The following is a 26,245-nucleotide window of genomic DNA, read 5'->3' as shown; positions in this document are numbered from 1 at the left end:
CGCGCGGCAACCGCAAGGACGAACGTGCAGGTCATGCGCTTCGCCCGCGTCGCCGTCAGTCTGCTCGCTCCCCTGGTCGTGGCCGGGTGCGCGTCGTCGGGCGGCTCGTCGGGGGCGTCGGGGACCTCGTCGTCGTCCGCACCGTCGTCGGTGTCCTCGGCCTCGTCGTCCGCCCCGTCGTCGTCCGCCCCGGCGGGCGGGTGCACCGCGAAGGGCGCGACCAAGCCGGCGGGCGCCGTGACCAAGCCGACCCTGGACGTCGACGGCGACGGCAAGCCGGACACCCTCTGGATCGCCAAGCAGCCGGAGGCCGACGGCGGCGTGCCGTTCGGGATCACCACCGCGGCCGGCGGCACGTTCGGGACGACGATCCGCTCGGCGAGCCCGGTCGCGCGGTCGGTGATGGTCGCCGACGTGACCGGGAAGGGCGAGCTGATCGCGCTGGCGTCGGACAACCGGCAGGTGCTGCTGTACGGGATCAGCTCGTGCTCGTTCGTGCCGGAGCTCAACGCCGGGGGCCAGCAGTACGCCTTCGACCTGGGCTTCACCGGCTACGGCACCGGCGTCGGCTGCGTGGACGCGAACGGCGACGGCACGACCGACCTGGTCGGGCTGAAGTACCAGCCGGAGAGCAACGGCGCCGGGACGATCTCGCGCACGATCATCACGCTGGACGGTCCGCAGGCCCGCAACGGGGCGACCGACACGGTGACCGTGACCCGGGCCAGCGAGGCCGACGAGGCGCAGTCGGTCGGCTGCGGTGACGTGACCCTGGCCGAGGACGGCGTCACCACCGGCCCGTGAGGTCTGGCCGAGCGGTGATCAGGTGACCTGATCGAAAGCTGTCCTCCCGCAGCAACGTTGGTGCAGGAGGACAGCCGTTGATCAGGTCACCTGATCAACGCTGCCCCAGAACTCGTTGGCGTCGCGTCGGTGGCGCGCTGTAGACAGACTCCGTGCCCGAGTACGACAGCCAGCTGCGCCCCGCGACCCGCGAGACCTACCCGGCCTTCATCCGTGCCCTGTACGACGTGTTCGGCGACGACCCGAGCGGCCCGTGGCTCGAGGAGCCCGCTCCCACCATGGAGCTGGACCGCTCGCTCGGGCTCTGGGACGGCGACCGGGTGGCCGCCACCTCCGGCATCTACTCGCTGGAGATGACCGTGCCCGGCGCGACCGTGCCGTGCGCCGGCGTCACCTGGATCACCGTCTCGCCCACCCACCGCCGGCAGGGCGTGCTGACCTCGATCATGCGGCGCCAGCTCACCGAGCTGCACGAGCAGCAGCGCGAGCCGGTCGCCGGGCTCTGGGCGGCCGAGTACCCGATCTACGGCCACTTCGGCTACGCGCCGGCCACCTGGCGCGGCGGTCTGACCGGGCTCACCGAGCGGCTGTCGCTGCGACGCGACCTCGACCTCGGCAAGGGCCGGGTCACCAGCGTGCCGGAGTCCGACTACCGCGCCGCCGCCGTCGGCCTCTTCGACGAGATCCGCCGCGAGGTGCCCGGCAGCATGGCCCGCGACGAGCGCTGGTGGGACCGCGCGCTGCGCGACGAGAAGGACGACCGGCACGGCTACACCGCCCGGCGCTACCTCCTGCACACCGAGCCCGGCGGCGAGGTCACCGGGTACGCGGCCTACCGCGTGAAGGCCTCCTGGAGCGACGACAGCGAGCCCGACAGCACGCTGTCGATCGAGGACGTCCGCGCGGTGACGACGCCGGCGTACGCGTCGCTCTGGCAGTTCCTGCTCTCGATCGACCTGGTCCGGCACGTGCGCTACCCGATGGCCGCGGACGACGACCCGATCCGGCACCTGCTCGCCAACGCCCGCTCGCTGCACAGCTCGCCGGTCGACGCGCTGTGGCTGCGGCTGGTGGACGTCGACCGCGCGCTGGAGGCCCGTCGCTACCCCGCGCCGATCGACCTGGTGCTCGAGGTCCGCGACCGGTTCTGCCCGTGGAACGCCGGGCGCTGGCACCTGCGCGGCCACCCGTCCGGCGCGCGCTGCGTGCGCACCGACCGCGACGCCGACCTGGTGGTCGACGTCGAGGCGCTCGCCGCCGCCTACCTCGGCGGGGTCTCGCTGGCCACGCTGACCGCGGCCGGGCAGGTCGAGGAGATCAGCCCCGGCGCGGTCACCCTGGCGGCGACCGCCTTCGGCTGGCCCGTCTCCCCCTGGTGCGCCGAAGAGTTCTAGTGCCGCGTCAGGCAACCTTCGCCCGCTTGATGGTCGAGGCTCGCTTGATCACCTTGCGCAGCCGGGGGTCGGTGGCGTGTTGGTTTCGCCAGGCGATGTAGCGACGGATCATCCGGCCCTGCTCGGCGTGGGTCTGGTGGTCGGTGCCATCGAGGGTGAAGTAGCGCAGCGCGGTGAACTGCGGCTCGATCCGGTTGAGCCAGGAGCAGTAGAAGGGCACGTAGGCGAACTCGACGTTGTTCTCGAGTGCCCAGCGGCCCACCCGGTCGTCTTTGCGGGTGGACAGGTGCGGGCTGTAGTTGTCCAGCACGATGCCCAGCCGCACCTCGGGCGGATAGAGGGCCCGTAGATACCGGCAGAAGGCCAGGAACTGGGTGCGGCCCTTCCGGGTTTTGACGTGGCCGTAGAGCCGGTCGCGGTGCAGATCCAGGGCTGCGAGCAGGTGCCGCACGCCTTGGGTGCGGAAGTAGACCGCCCGCCGGCGGCGACGCCGCGGCGCCGCCGGATCGCCCCGGCCGGCGGCGATCGGTGCCCAGTCCGGATCGGTGCTGCTCTTCCAGGTCTTCACGGCTTGAAAGCTGACGTCCGCGTCGCGGAGCACGGCGCGCAGGCCCTCGTGCGAGATGTCGTCGACCACCCCCTCGGCCACCAGGAAGTCCGCCAGCTTGGCCAGGCTCCAGGTGGAAAACGGCAGCTCGTGATCGGCCGGGCGGGACAGCGCGATCTTCTTGATCTCATTGCGCTGCTTGAGGTCGAACCGGGGTGGCCGCCCGCCGGCATAGCGGGGATACAGCGAGTCGAAGCCGTCGGTGTTGAAGTTGTGCAGCACGTCGCGGACCCGGTCCGGGCTGGTGAAGGTGACCGCGGCGATCTTGGCCACCGGCATCCGCTGGGCCGACAGCAGCACCATCTGCGCCCGGCGCCAGGTCACCACCGACCCGGTGCCACGGCGCACGATGCGCAGCAGTCGGTTGCCCTCGTCGGTGCTGATCGGCCGAACCTGCACCTGCTGGGTCATCTCGCCTCTCCTGCGGGGAAGTCAGGATCAGACGAGACGACCGTTCCAGCGTTCAAGATCGACCGGCACCCCACCCAGCGCCGCTACCGGGCAAAGGTAGGCAGCCGCGGCACTAGAAGGACCCCGCTGCCCCCCCACGCTTCGCAGGCTCAGCGCGGGCCCCTGCAGCGGGGCCGCTTTCCACGAGTTTCAGGTGTTGCGCTTGACGAAGTCGAGCGCGGTCTGGGCGACCTCGCGCCAGCCGTGGTCGATCGTCAGCGAGTGGCCCCGGTTCGACATCCGCACGATCTCCGTCACGCCGGGGTTGCGCCGCTGCCGGTTGTAGGCGGCGTGCGCGATCGCCCACGGCACCGTGTGGTCCTTCTCGCCGTCGATGATCAGCAGCGGACCACGGGCGGGGTTGGTCGTGTCGACCTTCGCCTCGGTCCCGGGGTTGATGTTCGCGTTGCCCATCTGCACGAGCGCCTGCCCGGAGCCGGCCACGTGGTACTTCTCGTACAGCTCCTTGGCCTCGGCCTCGTCCAGCGCGTTCGCCCAGCCGTACTTGAACTGGTCGAAGGTGAGGGTGAGCGCCTTGCCGCGCGTGCGCGGGTCCAGCAAGAACGGGCCCACGCCCTTGAGGACCGAGAACGGCAGCGGCAGCACGCCGCGGAAGACGCCGGGGTCGATCGCCACCGTCGCCGCCGCCAACCCGCGACCGGCGAGCATCTGCGCCACCAGGCCACCCGTCGAGTGCCCCATCACCACGGGCTTCGTGTTCAGGGCGGCGATGACCTCGGCCGTGTGGTCGGCGACCTGCTTGAGGCTCTTCTTGCCGAGCACCTCCGGCTCCGCCCGGGCCTGCTCGACCGTCACCGGGTCGTCCGGCCAGTCCGGCGTCAGCGGCGCGTACCCGGCCTCCCGGAAGAAGTCCGCCCAGTCGGCCCAGCTGCTCGGCAGCAGCCAGAGCCCGTGGATGAACACCACCGGGGTCTTCCCGGACGCGTTCGCCGCCTCGATCTCCTGGTTCTCCCGCTCGGAGATGGCCATGACGAACTCCCCTGCTGCTCGGGGTGGAAGTGGTCGCGACCGTAGCGAAGGTCCGGGTCGGTCGGGAAGCCCGTCAGCTCGGGACGGCGCCGTCCCACTCCTCGAGCGGGGCGCAGTGCCAGCGCCAGGTGCTCACCGGCTCGCGACCGGGCAGCGTGGTCCGGCCGGTGGCCCAGCGCAGCGCCGCCGCCGGGTCGCCGTCGGCCGGCACCCACGGGAACAGCCGAGCCAGGACGGCGTCGGCCAGCTCGGCGGGCGGTGTCCACGGCAGCTCGAGCGCCACGGCGACGTCACCGGCGTGCACGAGCAGCTCGGCGCAGCCCATGCCGGCGAAGCCCGAGGCGTCGGCGATCCCCCAGTCGTGCCAGCCGCGCTCGTCCGGGCCGGCGCCGTCCACGGTGCGGGCGAGCACGGTGGCCGCGGCGTCGAGCTGGCGCAGCAGCACCGGCAGGCCGGCGTCCGGGAGAGCCCTGACCTCGATCGCCCCGGTCTCCTCGGGACCGGCCGCGAGGTCCTGCGCGTACCAGACGAGCACCGTGACCAGGTGCCCGGCGACCCGCGCGACGTCCGAGCCCATGATCGGCACCGGGGCCGCCGGGTCGGCCCCGGCGAAGACCTCGCGGGCGGCGACCGCCGCCCGGCGCAGGTGCTCGCCGGTCACGCCTCGGTGTGCGTCGGGAGACCGCCGGCCGGGCGGTGCCGGTCACGCTCGTAGTCGCTGACCAGCCCGATCCGGCGCACGTGCCGCGGGTCGCCGCTGAACGGCGTCTCGAGGAACCACAGCACCAGCTGCGCCGCCTCGTCGAGCGAGTGCTGGCGGGCGCCGATCGCGACGACGTTGGCGTCGTTGTGCTGCCGGGCCAGCGTCGCGGTGTCGCGGTTCCAGGCCAGCGCGGCGCGGATGCCGGGCACCTTGTTGGCCGCGATCTGCTCGCCGTTGCCCGATCCCCCGAGGACGACGCCGAGCGAGCCCGGCTCGGCCACCACCCGCTCGCCGACGTCGAAGCAGAACGGCGGGTAGTCGTCCTCGGCGTCGTAGACGTGGGCGCCGCAGTCGATCGCCTCGTGACCGGCCTCGCCGACCACCTTGACCAGGTGCTCCTTGAGCTCGAACGCCGCGTGGTCGCTGCCGAGGAAAACGCGCATGACGGGCAGTCTGTCAGGCTCCGGGCGTGGTGGTGCTGGGAGTCGACGGCTGGCGCGGGCAATGGGTCGGCGCGCGGCTCGAGGGACGGTCCGTGACGCTCACCGTGCTGCCCGACGCCGCCGCCGTCCTGGCCGAGCCCGGCGTCGACGTGGTCGCCGTCGACATGCCGATCGGGCTCTCGGACGACGGCGCGCGCGCCTGCGACGTGGCCGCGCGCAAGCTGATGGGCCGCGCCGGCAGCTCGGTCTTCCCCGCGCCGCTGCGCCCGGTGCTGGCCTGCGCCACCTACGAGGAGGCGTGCGCGGTGTCCCGGGCGGCGTCGGGCAAGGCGCTGTCGGTGCAGGCCTGGAACCTGGTGCCGGCGATCCGCTCTCTGGACCTGGCGCTCGGCGACCCGCCCGACCCGCGCGTGCACGAGGCCTTCCCGGAACTGGCGTTTCGCACCCTCGACCCGCGGATCGCCTCCCCCAAGGCCACCGCGCGGGGGCTGGCCGAGCGGATCCGGGCGCTCGAGCCGGTGATGGACGTGCTCGACGCGCTGGCGGAGGCCCCGCCGCGGGTGCCGGCGGTGGACTGCCTCGACGCCTGCGCCGTCGCGTGGTCGGCCCGCCGGATCGCCGAGGGCGGCGCGTCGTCCGTCGGCGGCGAGGAGCGCGACGCCCGCGGCCGCCCGATGCGGATCGAGTGGTGAGATTTCGCGCGCTTAACCGCGCGCGGTTAAGCGCGCGAAACCACCTCAGGCCCCCGTGACGCGGCGGACGGCGGACAGCGGGAGCACGCGCAGCAGCGCGGAGATCGGGCGCCACGGCCACTGCGGCACGTAGGCCTTCGCCGGCTCGCGCTCGATGGCGGCCAGCAGCGCGTCGACGCCGGGGTCCAGGTCGACGGTGAACGGGCCGCGGCGGCCGGTGTTGATGTCGGTGGCGATGAAGCCCGGCAGGATCGTCGTCACCACGATCCGGCTGCCCAGGACGTCGGAGCGGATCCCCTCGGCCAGCGCGTTGAGCGCCGCCTTGCTCGCCCCGTACGCGTTGCGCGAACCCTTCATGCCGCGGATCGAGGCGACCGAGGAGATGACGACGAGGTGGCCGGCGTCCTGCGCGCGGAACAGCTCCATCGCCGCCTCGCAGGTGGCGTGCGTGCCGAGCACGTTGGTGGCGAGCACGTGCCGGTTCACCGCCGCCATGCCCGCGCCGACCGAGGCGCCCTTGCCGATGCCGGCGTTGGCGATGATCCGGTCGAAGCCACCCATCCGGTCGGCCAGCTCCGGGATCACGGTGGCGACGGCGTCGGGGTCGTCGACGTCCATCGGCGCGACCTCGACGCGGCGGCCGGGGTGCGCGTCGAGCAGCTCCTTGCGCAGCGCCTCCAGCCGGTCGGTGCGGCGGGCGACGAGCGCGAGGTCGCGGCCCATCGCGGCGTACCGGCGGGCCAGGCCCTCGCCGAGGCCGGAGCTGGCGCCGGTGATCAGGATGCGCTGACGGAGGGGGTGCGGCACCGGGTCAGCATGCCGCAGGCGCTCAGAGGTCCTCGAGCCCGATGTCCAGCGTCACCAGGAGCCGGCACGCCGGGCACCGCTGGGCGGCCGGCACGTCGGACCAGAGCACGTCGTCGAGCGGGATCATCTGCGTCGCCCCGACGACCTCGCAGAACGAGGAGTCGTCGCCGTCGATCGCGTGGACGCCGTCCCGGTCCGGCGGCGTCCCCCACGCGGTGCCCGCGCGGATCGGGATGGTGCCGACGGGCGTCCGCGCCGGGTCCGGCAGCCGGCCGGCGCGCAGCCGCACGGCGAACCCGGCGTCGTCCGTGGTCAGGGCGAGCTCGACGCCGGCGCGCTGGTGGGACAGCCACAGCCCGAGGCCCGCACCGGACGTGCCGTCGGGGGCGGGCACCAGGCCGGTCAGGGGTCCGGCCGGCCCGGGACCGATGTCGTGGACCCGCGTCACCACCCGGTCCGACGCCGTCCAGACCTGCACGCTCACCGGCGGCCGGCCGTGCAGCTGGGCGTTGATGACCGCCTCGGACAGGGCGAACAGCAGGTCGTCGGACGCGCCGGCGTCGATCCGCCCGCGGGCGGCGGCCGCCACCCGGCGCCGGGTGTTCTTCAGCGATGCGTCGACCAGCGACACCGCCGGCGCGGTCGCCTCCAGCGGGTCGACCGGGGGCGGGAGCGCGCGGAAGTCCGGGACCTCCTGGTAGCGGGGGCTGGCCGCGGCGGAGCCGTCGGGGGCCACGAGGTTCCGGTGGGTGCGTTCCACCACGTCGCGGACGTCGTCGGAGACGGTCGTGGAGTCGTAGAGGCACCGGCTCCAGACCGGGTAGTCCTCCCAGACGGCGTTGACCGCGGACTCGTAGCGGTCCCAGCCGGCGAACCGTCCCCCGTTGCCCTCGTGCGGGACGTCGCCGGCGATCCGGATCTGCTCGGCGCCGGCCGCCACGTGCTGCTCGAACTGCCGGCGGTAGGCCTCGATCGCGCCGGCCGGCGTGGCGTACAGGCTCGCGTCGCCGAGGAAGGCGGCCGGGTCCAGCCGCGGCAGCGCGGCCCGCAGCAGATCGGACTTGCGGGCGTCGTACCCGAGGACCACCGGCTCGCCGGCAGCTGCCGCGTCCGCCACGAAGGGCACGATCAGCGACAGGAATTCGGCGTCCGAGCCGTAGAACCCGGCCTCGTGGACGTTGCCGGTGCGACCGCGTGCGGGACCGGTCCTCATGGCTGCGCTCCTCCGGGCCGCGAACGGCCGAAGCGGTGTCACTACCCGCGTGGGGACCCGGCAACCCGAGCGGAGGCCCAGGACCGAGAAAACCTCGCTCCTGGGCCTCCGAGAGGGGTCAGCGCTGGGTGATCTCGAGGACGTCGGCCGGGACCGAGGTCATGTCGGGGCCCTCGGTGCGGGTGCGCTTGAGCTCCCAGAACGAGGGCAGGTTGGCCAGCAGGACGGCGCCGTCGAACGCCTTGCCGGCGTCCTCACCGGTCGGCACCTTGCTGATCACCGGACCGAAGAAGGCGACCCCGTCGATGTGCATGACCGGCGTGCCGACGTCCTCGCCGACCGGGTCCATGCCCTCGTGGTGGCTCTTCTCCAGGGCCTCGTCGTAGTCGGTGGAGGTGGCCGCGTCGGCCAGCTCGGCCGGCAGGCCGACCTTCTCCAGCGCCGGGACGACGATCTCGTCGAGCTCCAGCTGCTCGTGGTGGCGCAGCGTGCCCATCGCGGTGTAGAGGTCGCCGAGCACCTCGTCGCCGAACTTCTGCTGCGCGGCGATGAGCACGCGCACCGGGCCGATCGCCTTCTCCATCATCGCCTGGTACTCCTCGGGCAGGTCGCGGCCGCGGTTGAGCACCGACAGCGACATGACGTGCCAGTGGATGTCCAGGTCGCGCACCTTGGCCGCCTCCAGCACCCAGCGGCTGGTCAGCCAGGCCCACGGGCACAGCGGGTCGAACCAGAAGTCCACGCGGGCGGTGGTGGGTGCGCTGTGCACTGCCTCGGTCATCGGTGGTGCTCCTCGAAGTCGGGGGGGCGGCCCGGGCCGCCGGTGGTCCATCCCGGGAAAGTCTCGTCGGCCAACTGTTGTTCCCTCAACGATCGATCGGGGGAAGCACTCACAGGATCGCCGTCCGCCCGTGGGAAGCTGGCACGTGTGGCCGTACCCAACCTGACCCGCGACGACGCCGCCGCCCGCGCAGAGCTGCTGGCCGTGCACTCCTACGACCTGTCCCTCGACGTGACCGACGGCGCCGGGCACCCCGGCGACAAGACGTTCCGGTCGACCACGACGGTCGAGTTCACCTGCCGCCGGCCGGGCGCCGACTCCTTCATCGACCTCATCGCCGAGCAGGTGCGCTCGGCGACGCTCAACGGCGTCGAGCTCGACGTGTCGACCTACACCGAGGAGCACGGCCTGCCGCTCCCCGGCCTGGCCGAGCAGAACACGCTCACGATCGACGCCGACTGCCGCTACTCCAACAGCGGCGAGGGGCTGCACCGCTTCGAGGACCCCGAGGACGGGCAGGTCTACCTCTACAGCCACTTCGAGCCGGCCGAGGCCAAGCGGATGTTCGCCTGCTTCGACCAGCCCGACCTCAAGGGCCCCTACACCGTGCACGTGACCGCGCCGTTCGACTGGCAGGTGGTCTCCAACACCGGCGGGCGGACGATCGAGGCCGGCCCCGGCGGGTCGCAGCTGGTGCACTTCGCGCCGACCAAGCGCATCTCCACCTACCTGGTCGCGCTCATCGCCGGGCCCTACGCCCGGGTCACCGACGAGCACGACGGCATCGCCCTGGGCCTGTACTGCCGCGCCTCGCTGGCCAAGTTCCTCGACCCCGAGGAGCTGTTCCGGGTGACCAAGCAGGGCTTCGACTTCTACCACCGGGTGTTCGACTACCCGTACCCGTTCGACAAGTACGACCAGCTGTTCGTGCCCGAGTTCAACGCCGGCGCCATGGAGAACGCCGGCGCGGTGACCTTCCTCGAGGACTACGTGTTCCGGTCGAAGGTCAGCCGGGCGCGCTACGAGCGGCGGGCCGAGACCGTGCTGCACGAGCTGGCGCACATGTGGTTCGGCGACCTCGTGACCATGCGCTGGTGGGACGACCTGTGGCTCAACGAGTCCTTCGCCACCTACATCAGCACGCTGTGCCAGTCCGAGGCCACCGAGTACGAGACCGCCTGGACGACGTTCGCCAACACCGAGAAGGCCTGGGCGTACGCGCAGGACCAGCTGCCCTCGACCCACCCGATCGCCGCCGACATGGTCGACGTGGCCGCGGTCGAGGTGAACTTCGACGGCATCACCTACGCCAAGGGCGCCTCGGTGCTCAAGCAGTTCGTCGCCTACGTCGGCCGCGAGGAGTTCCTGTCCGGCATCCGGCGGTACTTCCGCACGCACGAGTACGGCAACACGACGCTGGCCGACCTGCTCGGGCCGCTGTCGGAGGCCACCGGCCGCGACCTGTCGGAGTGGGCCGACCAGTGGCTGCGCACCAGCCAGGTCAACACCCTGCGGCCGGTGTTCGAGCTCTCGGACGACGGCCGCTACAAGAGCTTCGCGATCGAGCAGACCGCCGTCCCGGACCACCCGGTGCTGCGCAACCACCGGCTGGCCGTCGGGCTCTACGACTCCGGCCCGCAGGGGCTGACCCGCACCACGCGGGTGGAGCTGGACGTCACCGGCGCGCGCACCGAGGTGCCCGAGCTGGTCGGCACGCCGTCGTCGGACCTGGTCCTGGTCAACGACGACGACCTGACCTACGCCAAGCTGCGGCTGGACGAGCGGTCGCTGCGCACGCTGCGCGAGAAGCTCGGCACCATGCCCGACTCGCTGGCCCGGGCGCTGTGCTGGTCGGCGGCGTGGGACATGACCCGCGACGCCGAGCTGCCCGCCCGCGAGTGGGTCGAGCTCGTGCTCAACGGGGTCGACGCCGAGACCGAGAGCAGCGTCGTCCAGGCGCTGCTGGCCCGGGTGCAGTCCTCGCTGTCGTCCTACGCGGACCCGGCCTGGGCGCCCACCGGGTGGACGGCGCTGGCCGACAAGGCGCTGCGCGCGCTCAAGTCCGCGGCGCCGGGCAGCGACCAGCAGCTGCTGTGGTCGCGGACGTTCGCCTCCGCCGCCCGCACCGAGGAGCACGCCGCCGTCCTGCGCGGGCTGCTGGACGGTTCGGTGGCCTTCGAGGGGCTGGCGGTCGACACCGACGCCCGCTGGGCGTTCCTGCACGGCCTGGTCGCGATCGGCGCCGCCGGTCCGGCCGAGATCGACGCCGAGGCCGAGCGCGACGCCACGGCCACCGGCATCCGGCGCGCCGCCACCGCGCGGGCGCTGCTGCCGACGGCGGAGGCCAAGGAGCGGGCCTGGCAGCGGGCCTTCCACGACGACGAGGTCCCCAACGCCGTCCACGAGGCCCTGCTGCTCGGCTTCTGGCACCCGGCGCAGCGCGAGCTGACCGCCGGCTACGTCGAGCGGTACTTCGCCGAGATCCGGCCGCTGTGGGACCGCCGGCCCGGCGAGATCGCGAAGAACGCCGTCCAGTACCTGTTCCCGCCGGTGGTGGAGCAGCGGACGGTCGACGCCGCCGACGCGTGGCTGTCCGCGCCCGACCAGCCGAGCTCGCTGCGGCGGCTGGTCTCCGAGGGCCGCGACGGCATCGCCCGCGCGCTGCGGGCCCGCGAGCGGGACGCTCGGTGATCTGTCGGCCTACCGGCCGACGACCGCGGCCAGGTGCCGTGCCCGACCTGCGCTGAGCACTACCCGCTCCTCCTCGCGGAGGCCTCCGGCCCCCACTCGGTCGGAGCGCCTCGCGGGGTGGCTCCTGTCAGTGGGTCCGGAGCCGGCCGGCCTGGTCGGACATCTGCCGCAGGCCGTTGACGATCCCGCCGACGAGGTCGCCGCCGGCGAAGGACGTCGTCATCGACAGAACGGCGAGCGCGCAGGCCCGGTCGGGCAGCCGGCGGGCCGCCGCGGACCCGGTGACGACCTCGATCACCCGCTGGCCGGGCGAGAGCGCCAGCAGCACCGCGTGCGTGGGGTCGGCCGCGCTGGCGGCGTGCAGCTCCTCGGCGCGCACCCGGGTGCGCTTGCCCAGGTCACCGATGTAGAGCGTGAACCGCAGACCGGTCTCCCGGGAGGACATCGTCAGCGCCTCGTCGAGGCGGGCGAGCTCCTGCCAGGAGAAGATCGCGTCGAGCTTCTCCTCGGTGATCGGCTCACGGGTGTCGTGCATGCCGTCGACGTAGGAGTCCGCCTCGTAGTGACCGGGTCCCACCCGGGTCTCGATGTCGGTGCCGGGAGTGCTCATCTGGCTCACCACGTCCCTCGTGCGCCGCCGCGCGGGCCGGCCGCGGGCGCGGATCCTGCCGGCAGCGCCCGGTGGGCGTCGCCGTGGCCACCGGTGGCCTCGGGGTGCGGCTCGTACCAGATGGGCTCGTGGTCCCAGGCCTGGCCCGGCTTGTAGCGGGGCCGCGAGTGCCGGCCCGGCACCAGCGTCAGCAGCGCCAGCACCGCGATCACGGCCAGCGGTGCGACGACGTAGACGAGGATGGTCTCGACGACGGTCACGGGGCACAACTTACCGGGGCACCTGCCGGTTCACCGCAGCAGCCACCGCCGCGCGCCACGACCGCGTCATGGCATAGACATCCCCCATGGAGACCAGCCGAGCCGCCGCCGAGGCGCGCGACGCCGCGGACCCGCTCGCCGGGTTCCGGGCCCGCTTCGCCGGCACCGACGACAGCGCTGCCGACGGGGCCCCGAACCGGCTGCTCTACCTCGACGGCAACTCGCTCGGCCGCATGCCGCGCGAGACGCCCGCGGCCCTCACCCGCGTCGTGGAGCAGGAGTGGGCGGGCGGGCTGGTCGGCTCGTGGTCGGCGTGGATCGGGCACGCCACCCGGCTCGGCGACGCGCTGGCTTCGGGCGTGCTCGGCGCCCGCTCCGGCGAGGTGCTGGTCGCGGACTCCACCTCGGTGAACCTCTACAAGCTCCTGGTCGCCGCCGCCGACGCGCGCCCCGGCCGCGACGTGATCGTGGCCTGCGCCGACGACTTCCCCACCGACCGGTACATCGTCGCCGGGGTCGCGGCGGCCCGTGGGATGACGGTGCGTGAGCTGCCCGCCGACCTCGACGAGGGGCTCGACCCCGCCGTCCTGGCCGCGGCGCTGGACGAGCGGGTCGCCGTCGTCGTCCTGTCGTCGGTCGCCTACCGGTCCGGAGCGCTGCACGACGTCGCCGCCGTCACCCGCCTGGTCCACGACGCCGGCGCGCTGGTGCTGTGGGACCTCTCGCACGCGGCCGGCGCGGTCGAGATCGACCTGGCCGGCGCGGAGGCCGACCTCGCCGTCGGCTGCACGTACAAGTACCTCAACGGCGGGCCGGGCGCCCCGGCGTTCCTCTACGTCCGCCGCGACCTGCAGGACCAGCTGCGGCAGCCGATCTGGGGGTGGTTCGGCCAGCGCGACCAGTTCGAGATGGGGCCGGCCTACGACCCGGTGCCGGGGATCGAGCGGTTCGCCGTCGGGACGCCGCCGGTCCTCGCGATGGCGGCCGTCGAAGTGGGCATCGGGCTGATCGCCGAGGCCGGCATGGGCGCGCTGGCCGCCAAGGGGCGGGCGCTGGGCGAGCTGATCGTGGCGCTGGCCGACGAGTGGCTGGCCCCGCACGGGGTGGCGCTCGCCTCGCCCCGCGACGCCGGACGGCGCGGCGCGCACGTCACCGTCGCGCACCCGGCCGCGTGGCAGCTGACCCAGGCGCTGATCGACCGCGGCGTGGTGCCCGACTTCCGCACCCCCGACCGGGTGCGGCTCGGCCCGGCGCCGCTGTACACCCGGTTCGTCGACGTCTGGGACGCGATGGACCGCTTCCGCGGGGTCCTGGAGAGCGGCGAGTTCGCGAACTACCCCGCCGAGCACGCGCGGGTGACCTGATCGGACAGGATCGACGGCCATGGACGACCACCGGTACCCGCCGATCGAGCCGTACGAGTTCGGCATGCTGGACGTGGGCGACCGCCACTCCCTCTACTGGGAGGTCTGCGGCAACCCGGACGGCAAGCCCGCGCTCGTCCTCCACGGCGGCCCGGGGTCCGGGTGCTCGGAGGGCATGCGCCGGCTGTTCGACCCGGCGCGCTACCGGATCGTGCTGCTCGACCAGCGCAACGCCGGGCGGAGCACGCCGTCCGCGGCCGAGCCGGTCGTCGACCTGTCGACCAACACCACGGCGCACCTGATCGACGACATCGAGCGGCTGCGGACGCACCTCGGCGTCGAGCGCTGGCTCGTGTGGGGCGGGTCGTGGGGTGTCACGCTCGCCCTGGCCTACGCCCAGGCGCACCCGCGGCGGGTGAGCGAGCTCGTGCTCGCCGCCGTCACGAGCGGCGACCGGCGCGAGACCGACTGGATCACCCGCGACATGGGCCGGGTGTTCCCGCGCGAGTGGGAACGGTTCCGCGGCGGGGTGCCGGCCGACGAGCGGGACGGCGACCTGTCGGCCGCCTACAGCCGGCTGCTGCACGACCCGGATCCCGCCGTGCGCGCGCAGGCCGCCCAGGACTGGTGCGACTGGGAGGACACCCACGTCTCCCTCGCCCCCGACGCCGAGCCGTACCTCTCGGTCGCCGATCCCGCGTTCCAGCTCGCCTTCGCCCGGGTCGTCACGCACTACTGGTCGAACGGCTGCTTCCTGGCCGACGGGCAGCTGCTGCGCGACGCCGGGGCGCTGGCCGGCATCCCCGGGGTGCTCGTGCACGGCCGGTACGACGTCAGCGGACCGCTGGACACCGCCTGGGCGCTGCACAAGGCGTGGCCGGGCAGCGACCTGGTCGTCATCGGGGACGCCGGCCACGGCGGCACGGGGATGACCCAGGCCGTCGTGGCCGCGACCGACCGGTTCGCCGACGAGGTTTCGCGCGCTTAACCGCGGGCGGTTAAGCGCGCGAAACCACCGTCAGTCGGGGTCGGGGACGCCGATCGGGTTGCCGGGCTTCCAGGCGTCGGCGGCGAGGACGGCGCGGCGGATCGGTGCGAGCAGTTCGGCCAGCCGGTCGCAGCGGGCGTCGCCCAGCTCCTGCCACGGCGCGAGCGCCAGCCGGTCGGTGTCGGCCTCGATCGCCGCGACGGTCGCCGTCCCCTCGGCGGTGAGCTCCTCGTCGGCCAGCCAGCCGCGCTCGGTGAGCCGGGCGACCCCGCCGGCCCACGCGTCGTCGTCCCAGCCGCGGGCCTTGATCAGCCAGCCGCGGTCGGACCGCCCGGCCGCGGCCGCGAGCACGTGCGCGCCGATGCCGTCGATCCCGCGCGCCAGCAGCGCCGCGTTGTGCCCGTCGCCGCGGTGCTCCCGCAGCGTGGTGAGGTCCTGCCACAACTGCAGGTGCGGCGGGTCGAGCTCGGGCAGGCCGGCGTTCGCGGCGGCGAGCGGCCGGCCGACGACGTCGGCCGCCTCGGCGGCGATCCGGACCAGCTCCGCGGTCTCCGCGGCCTCGGCCGACGCCGGCCACTCCTCGCCGAACACTCGGCGCACCGCGGCGTCGACCCCCGCCAGCCGGGCCGCCAGCGCCTGCGCCGGGGTCACCGTCTCCCACACCCCGGGCACCCGGCGCCGCACGAACGCGGGCGCGAAGTTGTAGAAGGTCGCCGTCACCACCGGCGCGCCGACGACGCCGAGCGGCGCGGCGCGGAACGCGAAGTAGCCGTTCCAGAATCCGGTCAGGCCGACGTCCTCGCCTGCCCGAACGCACTCGTCGGTGAAGTAGAGCAGGGCGTGGAAGGGCTCGCCCAGCGCCCACAGGCGCCGAGCCGTGGCAGGAGACGTCACGCGGAGACGCTCTCAGGAACGCCGAGCCACTCCCGCCAGCGCGGGTCGACGGTGCGCGCGCCGAGCAGCCGCCACGCGGCGCCGGACGGCGTGCGCGGCGGGTGCGGCAGCACCCAGCCGAGCTCGGCCAGCGACCGGTCGGCCTTGGTGTGGTTGCAGCGCCGGCAGGCGGCGACGACGTTGTCCCAGGTGTGCGTGCCGCCGCGGCTGCGGGGGACGACGTGGTCGATGCTGGTCGCCGAGCTGCCGCAGTACACGCAGGTCTGCCCGTCGCGGGTGAACACGGCGCGGCGCGAGAGCGGCACCTGCGCCGGGTAGGGCACCCGCACGTAGCGGGTCAGCCGGACGACGACCGGCACCGGCAGCACGATCGTCTCCGAGTGCACGAGCTCGACGGCGGTGTCGACCGGCTCGGCCTTCTCGGCGAGGACGAGCACGATCGCGCGCCGGCTGGAGACGACGCACAACGGCTCGTAGGTGGCGTTGAGCAACAGCGTCGCCGCTGTCGTGACCCGCGCCGGGGCAGGCGTCAGTGGTCGAGGAGAGGGGTCGCGGCGAGAACCTGGATGGCTCTCCGTCGACGACCGGGACGCGACACGCGGCACGGGGCACCTCCGACGCCCCGGACCACCGGTGGCTCCGACACCCGGGGGCGGCTCCATTCTGACCTGCGACGGCGGCATTCCGCTCCTGGTATCGCGTGGACCGTCCGATACGGTGCCTGCGATGCGCTATCCCGAGGCTGACCGGCTCGACCTGGTCGAGGACCTGCACGGACACCGGGTCGCCGACCCCTACCGCTGGCTCGAGGACGACGACGACCCCCGCAGCGCGGCGTGGACCGCCGCGCAGGACGCGCTCGCTGCCGAGCACCTGGCCGCGCTGCCGCTGCGCGCGCGGTTCGCCGACCGGCTCGAGGAGCTCGTGCACGCCGGCGCGGTCGGCGTCCCCGCCTGGCGCGGCGAGCGGGCGTTCTCCACCCGCCGCGACCCCGGCCAGGAGCACGCGGTGCTGCGCGTCCGTGAGGCCGACGGGACCGTGCGCGTGCTGGTCGACCCCATGGCGCTCGACCCCGAGGGCACCACCACGCTCGACGCGTGGGCGCCGTCCTGGGAGGGCGACCGGCTGGCCTACCAGGTCTCGGTCGGCGGGGACGAGGAGTCGCTGCTCTACGTCCTCGACGTCGCGACCGGCGAGATCCTCGACGGCCCGGTCGACCGCTGCCGCTACTCCCCCGTCGCCTGGCTGCCCGGCGGCGAGGAGCTCTACTACGTCCGCCGGCTCGCCCCCGACCAGGTGCCCGCCGGCGAGGAGCAGTTCCACCGCCGCGTCTGGCGGCACCGCGTGGGGGGCGACCCGGCCGACGACGTCCTCGTGCACGGCGAGGGCAGCGACCCGTCCACCTACTTCGGGGTGCGGACCAGCCGCGACGGCCGCTGGCTGGTCGTCTCCGCCTCGATCGGCACCGCGCCCCGGGACGACGTCTGGCTGGCCGACCTCGCCGGCGACGGAACCCTCCGCGACCTGCAGGTCGGCGTCGACGCGCAGACCACCGCCTGGGTGGCCCGCGACGGCCGGCTGTGGCTGATGACCGACCGCGACGCCCCCCGCTGGCGGCTCGCCGTCACCGACCCGACCGATCCCGCGGACTGGCGCGACGTGATCCCGCAGGCCGACGACGCCGTCCTGTCCGACATCGCGCTCCTCGACGGCCCGGACGGCGACCTGCAGGTGCTCGCCGTCCACTCGGTCGACGCCACCGACCGGCTGTCGCTGTGGGCCGCGGACGGCTCGGGCCGGCTGACCGACCTGGCCGCCCCCGGGGTCGGCAGCATCGCCGGCGTCGTCGCGCGGCCCGAGGGCGGCACCGAGGCCTGGGTGGGCTACACCGACTACGCCACGCCGCCGTCGGTCTTCCACTGGGACGGCGACACCCTCGCCGAGGAGGAGCGGGCGCCGGTGGCGGGCGACGTGCCGCCGCTGACCGTCGTCGAGACGCACGCGACGTCGAAGGACGGGACGCCGGTCCACCTGTTCGTGCTCTCGCCCACGGGTCGGGCGGACCAGCCGCGCCCGACCGTCCTCTACGGCTACGGCGGCTTCAACGTCGCGCTCACCCCGGCCTACTCGGCGCAGGCGCTGGCCTGGGTCGCGGCCGGCGGCGTCTGGGCGGTGGCCAACCTGCGCGGCGGCTCGGAGCACGGCGAGGAGTGGCACCGCGCCGGCATGCGCGAGCACAAGCAGAACGTGTTCGACGACTTCGCCGCCGCCGGCGAGCACCTGGTCGCCGAGGGCTGGACGACGCACGGGCAGCTGGCCGTGATGGGCGGCTCCAACGGCGGCCTGCTGGTGGGGGCCACGCTCACCCAGCGGCCCGACCTCGCCGCCGCGGTGGTCTGCAGCGCGCCGCTGCTGGACATGGTCCGCTACGAGCGCTTCGGCCTGGGCCGCACCTGGAACGACGAGTACGGCACCGCCGAGGACCCCACCGAGCTCGGCTGGCTGCTCGGCTACTCGCCGTACCACGCCGTGCGGGAGGGCACGGCCTACCCGGCGGTGCTGTTCACGACGTTCGAGTCCGACACGCGGGTGCACCCGCTGCACGCCCGCAAGCTGGCCGCGGCGCTGCAGCAGGCGACCACCGGCGAGGCGCCGATCGTGCTGCGCCGGGAGACCTCGGTCGGGCACGGTGCCCGGGCGGTCAGCCGCACGGTCGGCCTGGCCGCCGACCAGCTGGCGTTCCTGGCCGCCGCGACCGGCCTGGCGTGACCCCGACGACACGGGACTGAAGTCCCGCTGACATTCGGCCGCGCGCCTGGGAGTATCTACGGTGATGAGCGCCTCACTGTCCGTGTTCACTGCCGCCGCCGACGACCTCACGTCCGCGGCGGCAGGCCTGTTCACGCAGGAGTGGTGGCAGGACAACGCCGAGACCCTCATCGCCAAGCCGCTGCGGATCGCGCTGATCGTCGTCCTGGCCGTGGTGCTGCGGGTGGTCGTCAACCGCGGCATCCGCCGGCTCACCGACCGCACCGCCACCGGCGCGGTGCCGAGCGTGCTGCGTCCCTGGCGCCGGCGCGGCCGGCGGGCCGACGACGTCGGTGCCGAGACGATCGCCGCCCGGCGGTCGCAGCGGGCCGCGGCGATCGGCTCCGTGCTGCGCAGCTTCTCCTCGTTCGTGATCCTCGGCGTCGCCGTCGTGCTGATCCTCGGCGAGCTGGGCGTCAACCTGGCCCCGATCCTGGCCAGCGCCGGCGTCATCGGGGTCGCGCTGGCCTTCGGCGCGCAGAACCTGGTCAAGGACTTCATCGCCGGGATCGGGATCATCCTCGAGGACCAGTACGGCGTCGGGGACGTCGTCGACCTCGGTGAGGCCACCGGCACGGTGGAGGCCGTGGGCCTGCGGATCACGCGGCTGCGCGACTCGCACGGCGTGGTCTGGTACGTGCGCAACGGCGAGGTCCTGCGGGTCGGCAACAAGAGCCAGGGCTTCGCCCAGGTGGTCATCGACATGCCGGTGGCCCACGACACCGATCTCGAGCGCTGCCGCTCGGTGATGCAGGAGGTCGCCGACGCCATGTACGCCGAGCAGGAGTGGTCCGACGTGCTGCTCGCCGAGCCCGAATCGCTCGGCGTCGAGTCGATCACCACCGCCGGGGTGACCCTCCGGCTGACGGTGCGCACCACCAACGCCGACCAGTGGCGGGTGGGCCGCGAGCTGCGCCAGCGGCTCAACGAGCGGTTCGTCGCCGAGGGCTTCAAGGCCCCGGCCCCGGTGCTGGCCGGCGCGTCCCCGGCAGGCACCCCCTGAGCGCGCCCGCGCCGGAGGAGGAGCCGGCGTCCTCCGGCGACCGGCAGGCCACCTTCCGGGAGGTGCTCGCCGTCCGGGAGTTCCGGCCGCTGCTGGGCAACTTCCTGCTCTCGACCATCGGCGACGAGCTCGCCCGCGTCGCGCTGACCGTCCTGGTCTACCAGCGGACGTCGTCGGCGCTGCTCTCGGCGATCACCTTCGCCATCAGCTACCTGCCGTGGCTGATCGGCGGGCCGGTGCTCTCGGCGCTGGCCGACCGGCTGCCGCGGCAGCGGGTGATGGTCGCGACCGACGCCGGGCGGGCGGTGCTGGTCGCCCTGATGGCGGTGCCGGGCATGCCGCTGCCCGCCTTGCTCGCGCTCATGTTCGTGCTGGCGATGTGCTCCCCGCCGTTCGAGTCGGCCCGCTCGGCCCTGGTCGCCGACGTCCTCGAGGGCGACCGGTACGCGGTGGCCAACTCGATGACCAACGTGGGCCTGCAGGTGGCGCAGGTGGTCGGCTTCGTCGCGGCCGGTGCGCTGGTGACCGTGCTCGACCCCGCCGGCGCGCTGCTCATCGACGCGGCGACGTTCGTCGTCTCGGCGATCTGGCTGGCGTTCGGGTTGCAGCGGCGGCCGGCGCCGACCAGCGACGCGGAGCGGCAGTCGCTGCTGCGCGACGCCCTGGAGGGCTTCCGGTTCATCCAGCGCTCGCCGCGGCTGCTCGCGATCATCGCCGTCCTCTGGCTGGGGACGGCGTTCATCTACGCGCCGGAGGGCATCGCCGCCCCGCTGGTCGCCGAGCTCGGCCTGGGCGCGACCGGGGTCGGCATCCTGCTGGCCGCCAACCCGCTCGGGGTGACGGTCGGGGGCCTGGCCGTGGCCCGGCTGGTCGCTCCTCGTCGTCGCGAGCAGCTCATCCCCGGGCTCGTCGTCCTCTCCCTCGTGCCGATGGTGCTGGCCGGGCTGACCGCCGGCCTCGCCGAGCCGGGGGTGCTGACGTTCGGTGTGGTCGTCGCGCTGCTGTTCGTCTCCGGCCTCGGCTCGGCCTGGATGATCCCGCTCAACGCCGCGTTCGTGCAGGCCGTGCCGGCGTCGCACCGGGGGCGGGCGTTCGGCGTGGCGGTCAGCGGCCTCTACGGCATGCAGGGGCTGGGTGCGCTCGCCGCCGGTGCGGCCGCCGAGGTGCTCGCGCCCAGCGGTGTCGTGGTCGTGTGCGGTGCGCTGGGGCTGGCCGCCGTCGTCCTGCCGCTGCTCGCGTTCGTGCGTACGCAGGGTCACGTGGCAGCCGAGCGGGCTGCCGCGGGACGATCGGTGTCATGAGCGAGTCGAGCCGCACCCTGCCCTCGGCCCGGACCTTCTTCGACGAGGTCGGCGGGCACCCGACCTTCGTCGCGCTCGTGCACCGCTTCTACGAGGGCGTCCGCCAGGACCCCGTGCTCGCGCCGCTGTACCCGCAGGACGACTGGGACGGCGCCGAGACCCGGCTGCGGATGTTCCTCGAGCAGTACTGGGGCGGGCCGACCACCTACTCGCAGGAGCGCGGGCACCCGCGGCTGCGGATGCGGCACGCGCCGTTCGCGATCGGCCCGGCCGAGCGCGACGCGTGGCTGTCGCACATGCGCGACGCCGTGGACTCCCTCGGGCTGACCGACGAGCAGGACGCCACGCTGTGGGGCTATCTGGAGATGGCGGCCTTCAGCATGCAGAACCGCCACTGACGAGGCGGCTTTCCGGTGTGACGACGGCCGTTTCCCGGGACTCCGGTATTTTCCGGCCGTGAAGACCCGCGATCTGGCCTACATCGCGCTGTTCGCCGCGCTGACCGCGGTGCTCGGCCTGCTGCCGGCGATCCCCGTGCCGGCGGTGCCGGTGCCGATCACCGCGCAGACGCTCGGCGTGATGCTGGCCGGGGCGGTCCTGGGTGCCCGCCGCGGCTTCCTCGCTCTGCTGCTGTTCCTGGTGGTCGTGGCGATCGGCCTGCCGGTCCTGTCCGGCGGCCGGGGCGGCCTGTCGGTGTTCGTGTCCCCGAGCGCCGGCTTCCTCTACTCGTGGCCCGTCGCGGCGCTGGTCACCGGCCTGCTGACCGAGGCGTTCTGGCGGCGGTTCAACCTGGCGTGGGCGATGGTGGCCACCCTGGTCGGCGGGATCGTGGTCGTCTACGCGATCGGCATCCCGTTCATCAGCGTCTACTCCGACGTCCCGCTGTCGGCGGCATTCACCGGCTCGCTGGTGTTCGTGCCGGGCGACGTCGTCAAGGCGGTCGTCGCCGCGCTGGTGGCCGTGGCCGTGCGGCGCGCCTACCCGGTGATCGAGCGGCCGCGGCGGGCGCCGGCCGCCCCGTGAGGCGCCGCTCGGCCGGCCCGCAGGCCGTGGCCGACCCATCGCGGGGCATCGAGCTCGTCGGCGTCGCGCACGCCTACGGCGAGCGGACGGTGCTCGACGGGATCGACCTGCGGCTGACCGAGCGCCGGATCGGGATCATCGGCGCCAACGGCGGCGGCAAGAGCACCCTCGCCCGGCTGCTCAACGGGCTCGTGCTGCCCTCCGCCGGCCGGGTGCTGGTCGACGGCCTGGACACCCGCTCGGCACTGCGCGAGGTGCGGCGCCGGGTCGGGTTCGTGTTCCAGGACCCCGACGCGCAGATCGTGCACCCGACCGTCGCCGAGGACGCCGGGTACGGGCTGGAGAACCAGGGTGTGCCGACGGCCGAGCGGGCCGCGCGCGTGGCCGAGGTGCTCGAGCGGTACGGGCTGGCCGGTCACGCCGACCACCCCGCGCACCTGCTCTCCGGCGGGCAGAAGCAGTTGCTGGCCATCGCCGGGGTGCTGGTCATGCGTCCGGCGCGGATCGTGTTCGACGAGCCGACGACGCTGCTCGACCTGGTCAACGCCCGCCGGGTGGCCCGCGTGATCGAGGAGCTGCCCCAGGCGGTGGTCGTGGTGACCCACGATCTCGACCTGCTCGACGGCTTCGACCGGGTGCTCGTCGTCGATGCCGGCCGCATCGTGGAGGACGGGCCCGCCGAGCAGTCGGTGCGCGCCTACCGGAAGCTGATGGCCGACCGGTGACCCTCTGATGACCCTCGCCCTCTATGTTCCGCGGACCAGTCCCGTGCACCGGGCGCCGGCCGGGCTCAAGCTGCTCGTACTGGTCGCGCTGGGCGTGCTGCTCTTCGCCTTCCCCTCGCTGCCGGTGGCGGCCGGGGCCCTGGCCGCGGTGCTGCTGGTGGCCCTGGCAGGAGCCCGGCTGCCGGTCGGGCTGCTGGCCCGCCAGGCGCGCGCGGTGGCGGTCTGGGTCGCCGCGATCGTCGTCCTCCAGGTCGCGGTCGGCGACCTGCCGACGGCGGTGGCGACCGGCCTGCGGTTGCTGGCCCTCGTGCTCGCCGCGGCCGTGGTGACCGCGACGACGCGGGTGACCGCGATGGTCGCCGTCGTCGAGCGGCTGTGCGCGCCGTTGCGGCTCGTCGGGGTGCGTCCGTCCCGGGTGGGGCTGGCGCTGGCGATGACCCTGCGCTTCATCCCGCTGGTCGCCGAGCGCGCCGACCGGATCCGCGAGGCGCAGGCGGCCCGCGGCGGCTCGACACGGGGGCCGCGGGCCCTGCTGCGCCTCGTCGTCCCGCTGCTGGTCTCGGTGCTGCAGCTCGCGCACACGGTCAGCGAGGCGCTCGACGCGCGCGGCGCCGACGGGGCGCTGTCGTGAGCGGCGTGCTGCGCGAGATCTGGCGGACGGCGTCGGCGGCCGCGCCGATGCAGCGGCTGCCCGCCGCGACCCTGCTGGCCGGCGTCGGGCTGGACGGCGACCGGTACGCGCTCGGCGGCGGGACGTGGGCGCAGTACCCCCAGCTGGAGAAGCAGCTGACGCTGATCGACGCCGACGAGGTCGCCGCGGTCGCGGACGAGACCGGCTCTGCCCTGCTGCCCGGGGACACCCGCCGGAACCTGGTGACGACGGGCATCGAGCTCCCGGCGCTGGTCGGCGGCTGGTTCGCCGTCGGCGAGACGCTGCTGTTCGGGGCGAAACGGTGCCCGCCGTGCACGCACCTGGAGCGGCTGACCGGGATCCGGCTGGTCAAGGCGATGGTGCACCGCGGCGGGATCAACGCGGCGGTCTTCGTCGGAGGGCCGATCCGGGAGGGCGACGTCGTCCGGGCCGTGGCGGAGGACGAGGCGGGGGCGCGCGGGGCGCCGACGGGCGAGGGGCGGCCCGTGCCCCGCATCGTCTAGGTCAGCGCCTCGACGACGACCGCGACGCCCTGCCCGCCACCAGCGGCGATGGCGGCCAGCCCGTAGCGGCCGGCCCGCTGCCGGACCAGCTGGGTGAACAGCCGGACGACGAGGACCGCCCCCGAGGCGCCCCACGGGTGGCCGAGGGCCAGCGCGCCGCCCTGCGGGCAGACCCGCTCGGGGTCGAGGCCGAGTTCCCGGCAGCAGGCCAGGATCTGCCCGGCGAAGGCCTCGTTGAGCTCGATCACGTCGACGTCGTCCCACGTCAGCCCGGCGGAGTCGAGAGCGCGCCGGGCGGCGGGGACGAGGGACAGCCCCGGGAGGAGGGGGTCTGCTCCGGCGGTCGCCGTCGCGAGCACCCGCAGCCCGGGCAGGCCGAGGCGACGGTGGGTGGCCGCGTCGGCGATCGCCACCACCGCCGCGCCGTCGTTGATCCCGCACGAGTTGCCGGCCGTATGGGTGCCGTCCTGGCCGAAGGCGGGTCGCAGGCGGGCGAGCCGGTCGACCGTGAGCCCGGCGCGGGGGCGGTCGTCCCGGTCGACGCCCGCGACCGGCGTGATCTCGGCGGCGAACCCACCGGCCCGCTGCGTGGCAGCGGCGCGGGCGTGCGAGCGGGCGGCGTAGGCGTCCTGTTCCGCTCGCGAGATCCCGCTCGCCCGGGCGAGCGCGTCGGCCGCCGGGCCCATGTCCGGATCTCCGATCGCCTCCGGGGCGAACGGGGCCCGCTCGTAGCGCACCGGCTCGGCGTGCGGCGTCGGTGGCCAGAACCGCCAGGGCGCGGTCGAGGCCGACTCGACACCGCCGGCCAGGACCACTCCGGGCTCGGCCGCCACGAGATGCGTGCCGAGAGCGACGGCGGCCAGCCCGCTGGCGCACTGCCGGTCGACGGTCAGGGCCGGAACGGAGGCCGGGAGGCCCGCTGCCAGCGCCGCCACCCGGGCGACGTCGCCACCGGGGCCGGTGCAGTTGCCGAGCACGACCTCGCGCGGACGGGGCAGGCCGTCGGCGACCGCGGCCAGCACGGGGGCGGCGAGCTCGGCCGCCGGGACGGCGCCGAGCGAGCGCCCCGCCGTCCCGATGGGGCTGCGCAGCGCGGCGACGACGACAGCGCCGCTCACGCGACCACGGGGACGGGGTCGAGCCGGCCGGCGGCGGCGAGCTCGGCGACCGCGGCCCGGTCGACCTTGCCTGCCTCGGTCACCGGCCAGCGGGGCAGGCAGAACCAGCGCCGGGGTCGTTGCGGCGGCGGCAGCTCTCCCGCCGCCGCCCGCGCGGCGGGCACCGCCGTCCGGTCGGTCAGTACGGCGGCGACCAACTGCCCGAAGCGCGCGTGCGGGAGCCCGACGACCACGACCTCGGTGCCGGTGGCCCGGCGCAGGGCTTGCTCCACGTCGTCGACCAGGACCGTGACGCCGCCGGTCAGCACGGCGTCGGTCCCCCGCCCGAGCACGGTGAGCACGCCGTCGTCGAGGCGGCCGCGGTCGCCGACCGTGGCGAACCCGTCCTCGGCGACCCGCAGCGGCCCGCCGTCCTCGAGGTACCCGAGGGCGAGGTAGGGCGACCGCGCCCAGACGACGCCGTCGCGGATGTCCACCTCGACGCCCGGGAAGGGGCGCAGGTCGTCCTCGTCGCTGCCCCAGGCCACGAACGACAGCTCGGCCGCGCCGTAGTAGTGACTCGTCCGCGCTCCCGCGGCGGCGGCCCGGCCGCTCCGGTCGCGGCCGAGCCGGTCACCGGCGACGACGACGTGCACGCCGGCCAGGTCGACGCCGTCCTCGAGCGCACCGGCGAGCGCCGTCGGTGTCAGGCAGGCGTGCGTCGCCCGGTCCGGGGTCGGGCCGACCTCGGCGCCGGTGAACCGGGCGTGGACCGCGGCGAACAGGTTCATCGAGGCGCTCAGCGGGCCGGGCAGCCAGACCCGCGAGCCAGGGCCGATGCCGGTCAGCTCGGACACCGCGGGAAAGGAGTCCACCCAGGACGCCGTGCTGCGGACCACCCGGCGGGGTCGCGCGCTCGTGCCCGAGGTGCGCACCGCGATCGGCCGTCGGCCGGCGTGCGCCGACAGCACGGCCGCCACAGGATCGGCGGCGCTCAGCACGTCGACCGGCTCCGGTGACACGGGGCGATGGTGCCATCCCGCTGCGGACAGGCTCCGCCAGGCGAGCGCACCACGGACCGAAGCCCTCTGTCGTCACCTGGCGGAGCGAGGTCAGTGTGGCAGACCAGGGCCGTTCGGCCAGTCGACCTTTCGAATGACGATCGATCAGAGGACGCCGTGGGCCTCCGCCGTCCGGACGGCGTCGACCCTGCTGACCACCTCGAGCTTCGCCGTGACGCGGTGGATGCGCGTGCGGACCGTGTTGCCGGAGATCTCCATCGCCGCCGCGATCTGGGAGGTGGACCTCCCGGCGGCCAGGTGGCGGAGGAGTTCGACATCGCGGTCGCTGAGGTGTGGCGCACCGTTGGCTGAGTGCATGGCCCCTCCCCCACTGTGGCTAAACCAGTAGGTTCCGTATTTGGTCGCGTGTCAAGAGACGTT

Annotated in this window: 28 protein-coding genes; 14 read left to right on the top strand and 14 right to left on the bottom strand. The window is 74.3% G+C overall.

Translation table 11 applies throughout. From position 1 onward, the window contains the following. Positions 1-33 precede the first annotated feature (33 nt). Together GGQ55_RS16540 and GGQ55_RS16535 are read left to right on the top strand one after the other, a co-directional pair. Entirely contained in the window at positions 34-804 is a 771-nt protein-coding gene (locus GGQ55_RS16540) for a hypothetical protein (protein ID WP_179718520.1), read from the top strand. Between the two features lie 152 nt (positions 805-956). After that, entirely contained in the window at positions 957-2,198 is a 1,242-nt protein-coding gene (locus GGQ55_RS16535; protein ID WP_179718518.1) for a GNAT family N-acetyltransferase, read from the top strand. 7 nt (positions 2,199-2,205) lie between these two features. Here GGQ55_RS16535 and GGQ55_RS16530 read toward each other — a convergent pair whose 3' ends face one another. From GGQ55_RS16530 to GGQ55_RS16515, 4 genes are all read right to left on the bottom strand, one after another. Beyond that, a complete protein-coding gene (locus GGQ55_RS16530) occupies positions 2,206-3,216 on the bottom strand; it encodes a helix-turn-helix domain-containing protein (RefSeq protein WP_179718517.1) in 1,011 nt (336 codons plus the stop codon). Between the two features lie 189 nt (positions 3,217-3,405). Beyond that, positions 3,406-4,245 carry an alpha/beta hydrolase gene (locus tag GGQ55_RS16525; RefSeq protein WP_179718515.1) on the bottom strand — a complete coding sequence of 280 codons (840 nt, stop codon included), beginning with the start codon at positions 4,243-4,245 and terminating at the stop codon, positions 3,406-3,408. A gap of 73 nt (positions 4,246-4,318) precedes the next feature. After that, positions 4,319-4,906 (bottom strand): maleylpyruvate isomerase N-terminal domain-containing protein, encoded by a 588-nt coding sequence (locus tag GGQ55_RS16520; RefSeq protein WP_179718513.1) that lies wholly within the window; start codon positions 4,904-4,906, stop codon positions 4,319-4,321. After that, positions 4,903-5,391, bottom strand: coding sequence for a ribose-5-phosphate isomerase (locus tag GGQ55_RS16515; protein WP_179718511.1), 489 nt, complete (start codon positions 5,389-5,391; stop codon positions 4,903-4,905). Before GGQ55_RS16515 ends, GGQ55_RS16520 begins: the two co-directional genes overlap by 4 nt. 26 nt (positions 5,392-5,417) lie before the next feature. Between GGQ55_RS16515 and GGQ55_RS16510 the strand changes: the two genes are divergently transcribed. Continuing rightward, a complete protein-coding gene (locus GGQ55_RS16510) occupies positions 5,418-6,083 on the top strand; it encodes a DUF429 domain-containing protein (protein ID WP_179718509.1) in 666 nt (221 codons plus the stop codon). 45 nt (positions 6,084-6,128) lie between these two features. Here GGQ55_RS16510 and GGQ55_RS16505 read toward each other — a convergent pair whose 3' ends face one another. The 3 genes from GGQ55_RS16505 to GGQ55_RS16495 form a co-directional block, all read right to left on the bottom strand. Continuing rightward, complete coding sequence (locus tag GGQ55_RS16505) at positions 6,129-6,890, bottom strand: SDR family oxidoreductase (protein ID WP_179718507.1); 762 nt, start codon at positions 6,888-6,890, stop codon at positions 6,129-6,131. A gap of 22 nt (positions 6,891-6,912) precedes the next feature. Next, a complete protein-coding gene (locus tag GGQ55_RS16500) occupies positions 6,913-8,103 on the bottom strand; it encodes a sensor histidine kinase (RefSeq protein ID WP_179718506.1) in 1,191 nt (396 codons plus the stop codon). A gap of 118 nt (positions 8,104-8,221) precedes the next feature. After that, positions 8,222-8,884: a mycothiol-dependent nitroreductase Rv2466c family protein gene (locus tag GGQ55_RS16495; RefSeq protein ID WP_179718504.1), complete on the bottom strand. Its 663-nt coding sequence runs from the start codon at positions 8,882-8,884 to the stop codon at positions 8,222-8,224. 147 nt (positions 8,885-9,031) lie between these two features. Between GGQ55_RS16495 and pepN the strand changes: the two genes are divergently transcribed. Continuing rightward, complete coding sequence (gene pepN / locus GGQ55_RS16490) at positions 9,032-11,575, top strand: aminopeptidase N (RefSeq protein ID WP_179718502.1); 2,544 nt, start codon at positions 9,032-9,034, stop codon at positions 11,573-11,575. 127 nt (positions 11,576-11,702) lie between these two features. On the opposite strand, the gene GGQ55_RS16485 is transcribed toward pepN, so the two are convergent. Further along, a complete protein-coding gene (locus GGQ55_RS16485) occupies positions 11,703-12,185 on the bottom strand; it encodes a DUF5130 family protein (RefSeq protein ID WP_179718500.1) in 483 nt (160 codons plus the stop codon). Between the two features lie 5 nt (positions 12,186-12,190). After that, positions 12,191-12,445 (bottom strand): aa3-type cytochrome oxidase subunit CtaJ, encoded by a 255-nt coding sequence (ctaJ, locus tag GGQ55_RS16480; RefSeq protein WP_179718498.1) that lies wholly within the window; start codon positions 12,443-12,445, stop codon positions 12,191-12,193. Positions 12,446-12,531: 86 nt separating this feature from the next. On the opposite strand from ctaJ, the gene kynU reads away from it, so the two are divergent. Both kynU and pip read left to right on the top strand, forming a co-directional pair. After that, the gene (gene kynU, locus GGQ55_RS16475; RefSeq protein WP_179718496.1) at positions 12,532-13,809 is read left to right on the top strand and encodes a kynureninase; all 1,278 of its coding nucleotides are present in this window, start codon (positions 12,532-12,534) and stop codon (positions 13,807-13,809) included. A gap of 19 nt (positions 13,810-13,828) precedes the next feature. Then, positions 13,829-14,797: a prolyl aminopeptidase gene (gene pip, locus GGQ55_RS16470; RefSeq protein WP_179718494.1), complete on the top strand. Its 969-nt coding sequence runs from the start codon at positions 13,829-13,831 to the stop codon at positions 14,795-14,797. Positions 14,798-14,827: 30 nt separating this feature from the next. Here pip and GGQ55_RS16465 read toward each other — a convergent pair whose 3' ends face one another. Both GGQ55_RS16465 and GGQ55_RS16460 read right to left on the bottom strand, forming a co-directional pair. Then, on the bottom strand, positions 14,828-15,691 hold the full coding sequence (locus tag GGQ55_RS16465; RefSeq protein WP_179718492.1) for an SCO6745 family protein: 864 nt from the start codon (positions 15,689-15,691) through the stop codon (positions 14,828-14,830). After that, entirely contained in the window at positions 15,688-16,182 is a 495-nt protein-coding gene (locus GGQ55_RS16460; protein WP_246323828.1) for an HNH endonuclease, read from the bottom strand. The genes GGQ55_RS16465 and GGQ55_RS16460 overlap by 4 nt, the downstream gene beginning before the upstream one ends. 235 nt (positions 16,183-16,417) lie before the next feature. Here GGQ55_RS16460 and GGQ55_RS16455 point away from each other — a divergent pair, with 235 nt between their 5' ends. From GGQ55_RS16455 to GGQ55_RS16420, 8 genes are all read left to right on the top strand, one after another. Next, positions 16,418-18,460: a prolyl oligopeptidase family serine peptidase gene (locus tag GGQ55_RS16455; protein ID WP_179718490.1), complete on the top strand. Its 2,043-nt coding sequence runs from the start codon at positions 16,418-16,420 to the stop codon at positions 18,458-18,460. Between the two features lie 64 nt (positions 18,461-18,524). Beyond that, positions 18,525-19,502 (top strand): mechanosensitive ion channel family protein, encoded by a 978-nt coding sequence (locus tag GGQ55_RS16450; protein ID WP_179718488.1) that lies wholly within the window; start codon positions 18,525-18,527, stop codon positions 19,500-19,502. A gap of 62 nt (positions 19,503-19,564) precedes the next feature. After that, on the top strand, positions 19,565-20,803 hold the full coding sequence (locus GGQ55_RS16445; protein WP_366489513.1) for an MFS transporter: 1,239 nt from the start codon (positions 19,565-19,567) through the stop codon (positions 20,801-20,803). After that, positions 20,800-21,201, top strand: a complete 402-nt coding sequence (locus GGQ55_RS16440; RefSeq protein ID WP_179718486.1) for a globin — start codon at positions 20,800-20,802, stop codon at positions 21,199-21,201. The genes GGQ55_RS16445 and GGQ55_RS16440 overlap by 4 nt, the downstream gene beginning before the upstream one ends. 58 nt (positions 21,202-21,259) lie before the next feature. Continuing rightward, a complete protein-coding gene (locus tag GGQ55_RS16435; RefSeq protein WP_179718484.1) occupies positions 21,260-21,826 on the top strand; it encodes a biotin transporter BioY in 567 nt (188 codons plus the stop codon). After that, a complete protein-coding gene (locus tag GGQ55_RS16430) occupies positions 21,823-22,551 on the top strand; it encodes an energy-coupling factor ABC transporter ATP-binding protein (RefSeq protein ID WP_366489511.1) in 729 nt (242 codons plus the stop codon). The genes GGQ55_RS16435 and GGQ55_RS16430 overlap by 4 nt, the downstream gene beginning before the upstream one ends. Positions 22,552-22,558: 7 nt before the next feature. Further along, on the top strand, positions 22,559-23,182 hold the full coding sequence (locus GGQ55_RS16425) for an energy-coupling factor transporter transmembrane component T (RefSeq protein WP_179718482.1): 624 nt from the start codon (positions 22,559-22,561) through the stop codon (positions 23,180-23,182). Further along, a complete protein-coding gene (locus GGQ55_RS16420; protein ID WP_366489509.1) occupies positions 23,179-23,706 on the top strand; it encodes an MOSC domain-containing protein in 528 nt (175 codons plus the stop codon). Before GGQ55_RS16425 ends, GGQ55_RS16420 begins: the two co-directional genes overlap by 4 nt. On the opposite strand, the gene GGQ55_RS16415 is transcribed toward GGQ55_RS16420, so the two are convergent. From GGQ55_RS16415 to GGQ55_RS16405, 3 genes are all read right to left on the bottom strand, one after another. Beyond that, a complete protein-coding gene (locus GGQ55_RS16415) occupies positions 23,703-24,824 on the bottom strand; it encodes a thiolase family protein (RefSeq protein WP_179718480.1) in 1,122 nt (373 codons plus the stop codon). The two genes, GGQ55_RS16420 and GGQ55_RS16415, sit on opposite strands and share 4 nt — an antisense overlap. Further along, a complete protein-coding gene (locus GGQ55_RS16410) occupies positions 24,821-25,825 on the bottom strand; it encodes an acyl-CoA synthetase family protein (protein ID WP_179718477.1) in 1,005 nt (334 codons plus the stop codon). The genes GGQ55_RS16415 and GGQ55_RS16410 overlap by 4 nt, the downstream gene beginning before the upstream one ends. A gap of 144 nt (positions 25,826-25,969) precedes the next feature. Continuing rightward, positions 25,970-26,182 (bottom strand): response regulator transcription factor, encoded by a 213-nt coding sequence (locus GGQ55_RS16405; RefSeq protein WP_179718475.1) that lies wholly within the window; start codon positions 26,180-26,182, stop codon positions 25,970-25,972. Between the last annotated feature and the right edge of the window lie 63 nt (positions 26,183-26,245).

Origin of the sequence: Petropleomorpha daqingensis (assembly GCF_013408985.1) — a bacterium.
Classification (GTDB): Bacteria; Actinomycetota; Actinomycetes; order Mycobacteriales; family Geodermatophilaceae; genus Petropleomorpha; species Petropleomorpha daqingensis.
The sequence above is the reverse complement of the archived record's forward strand: the minus strand, read 5'-3'. Positions and strand labels throughout refer to the sequence as shown.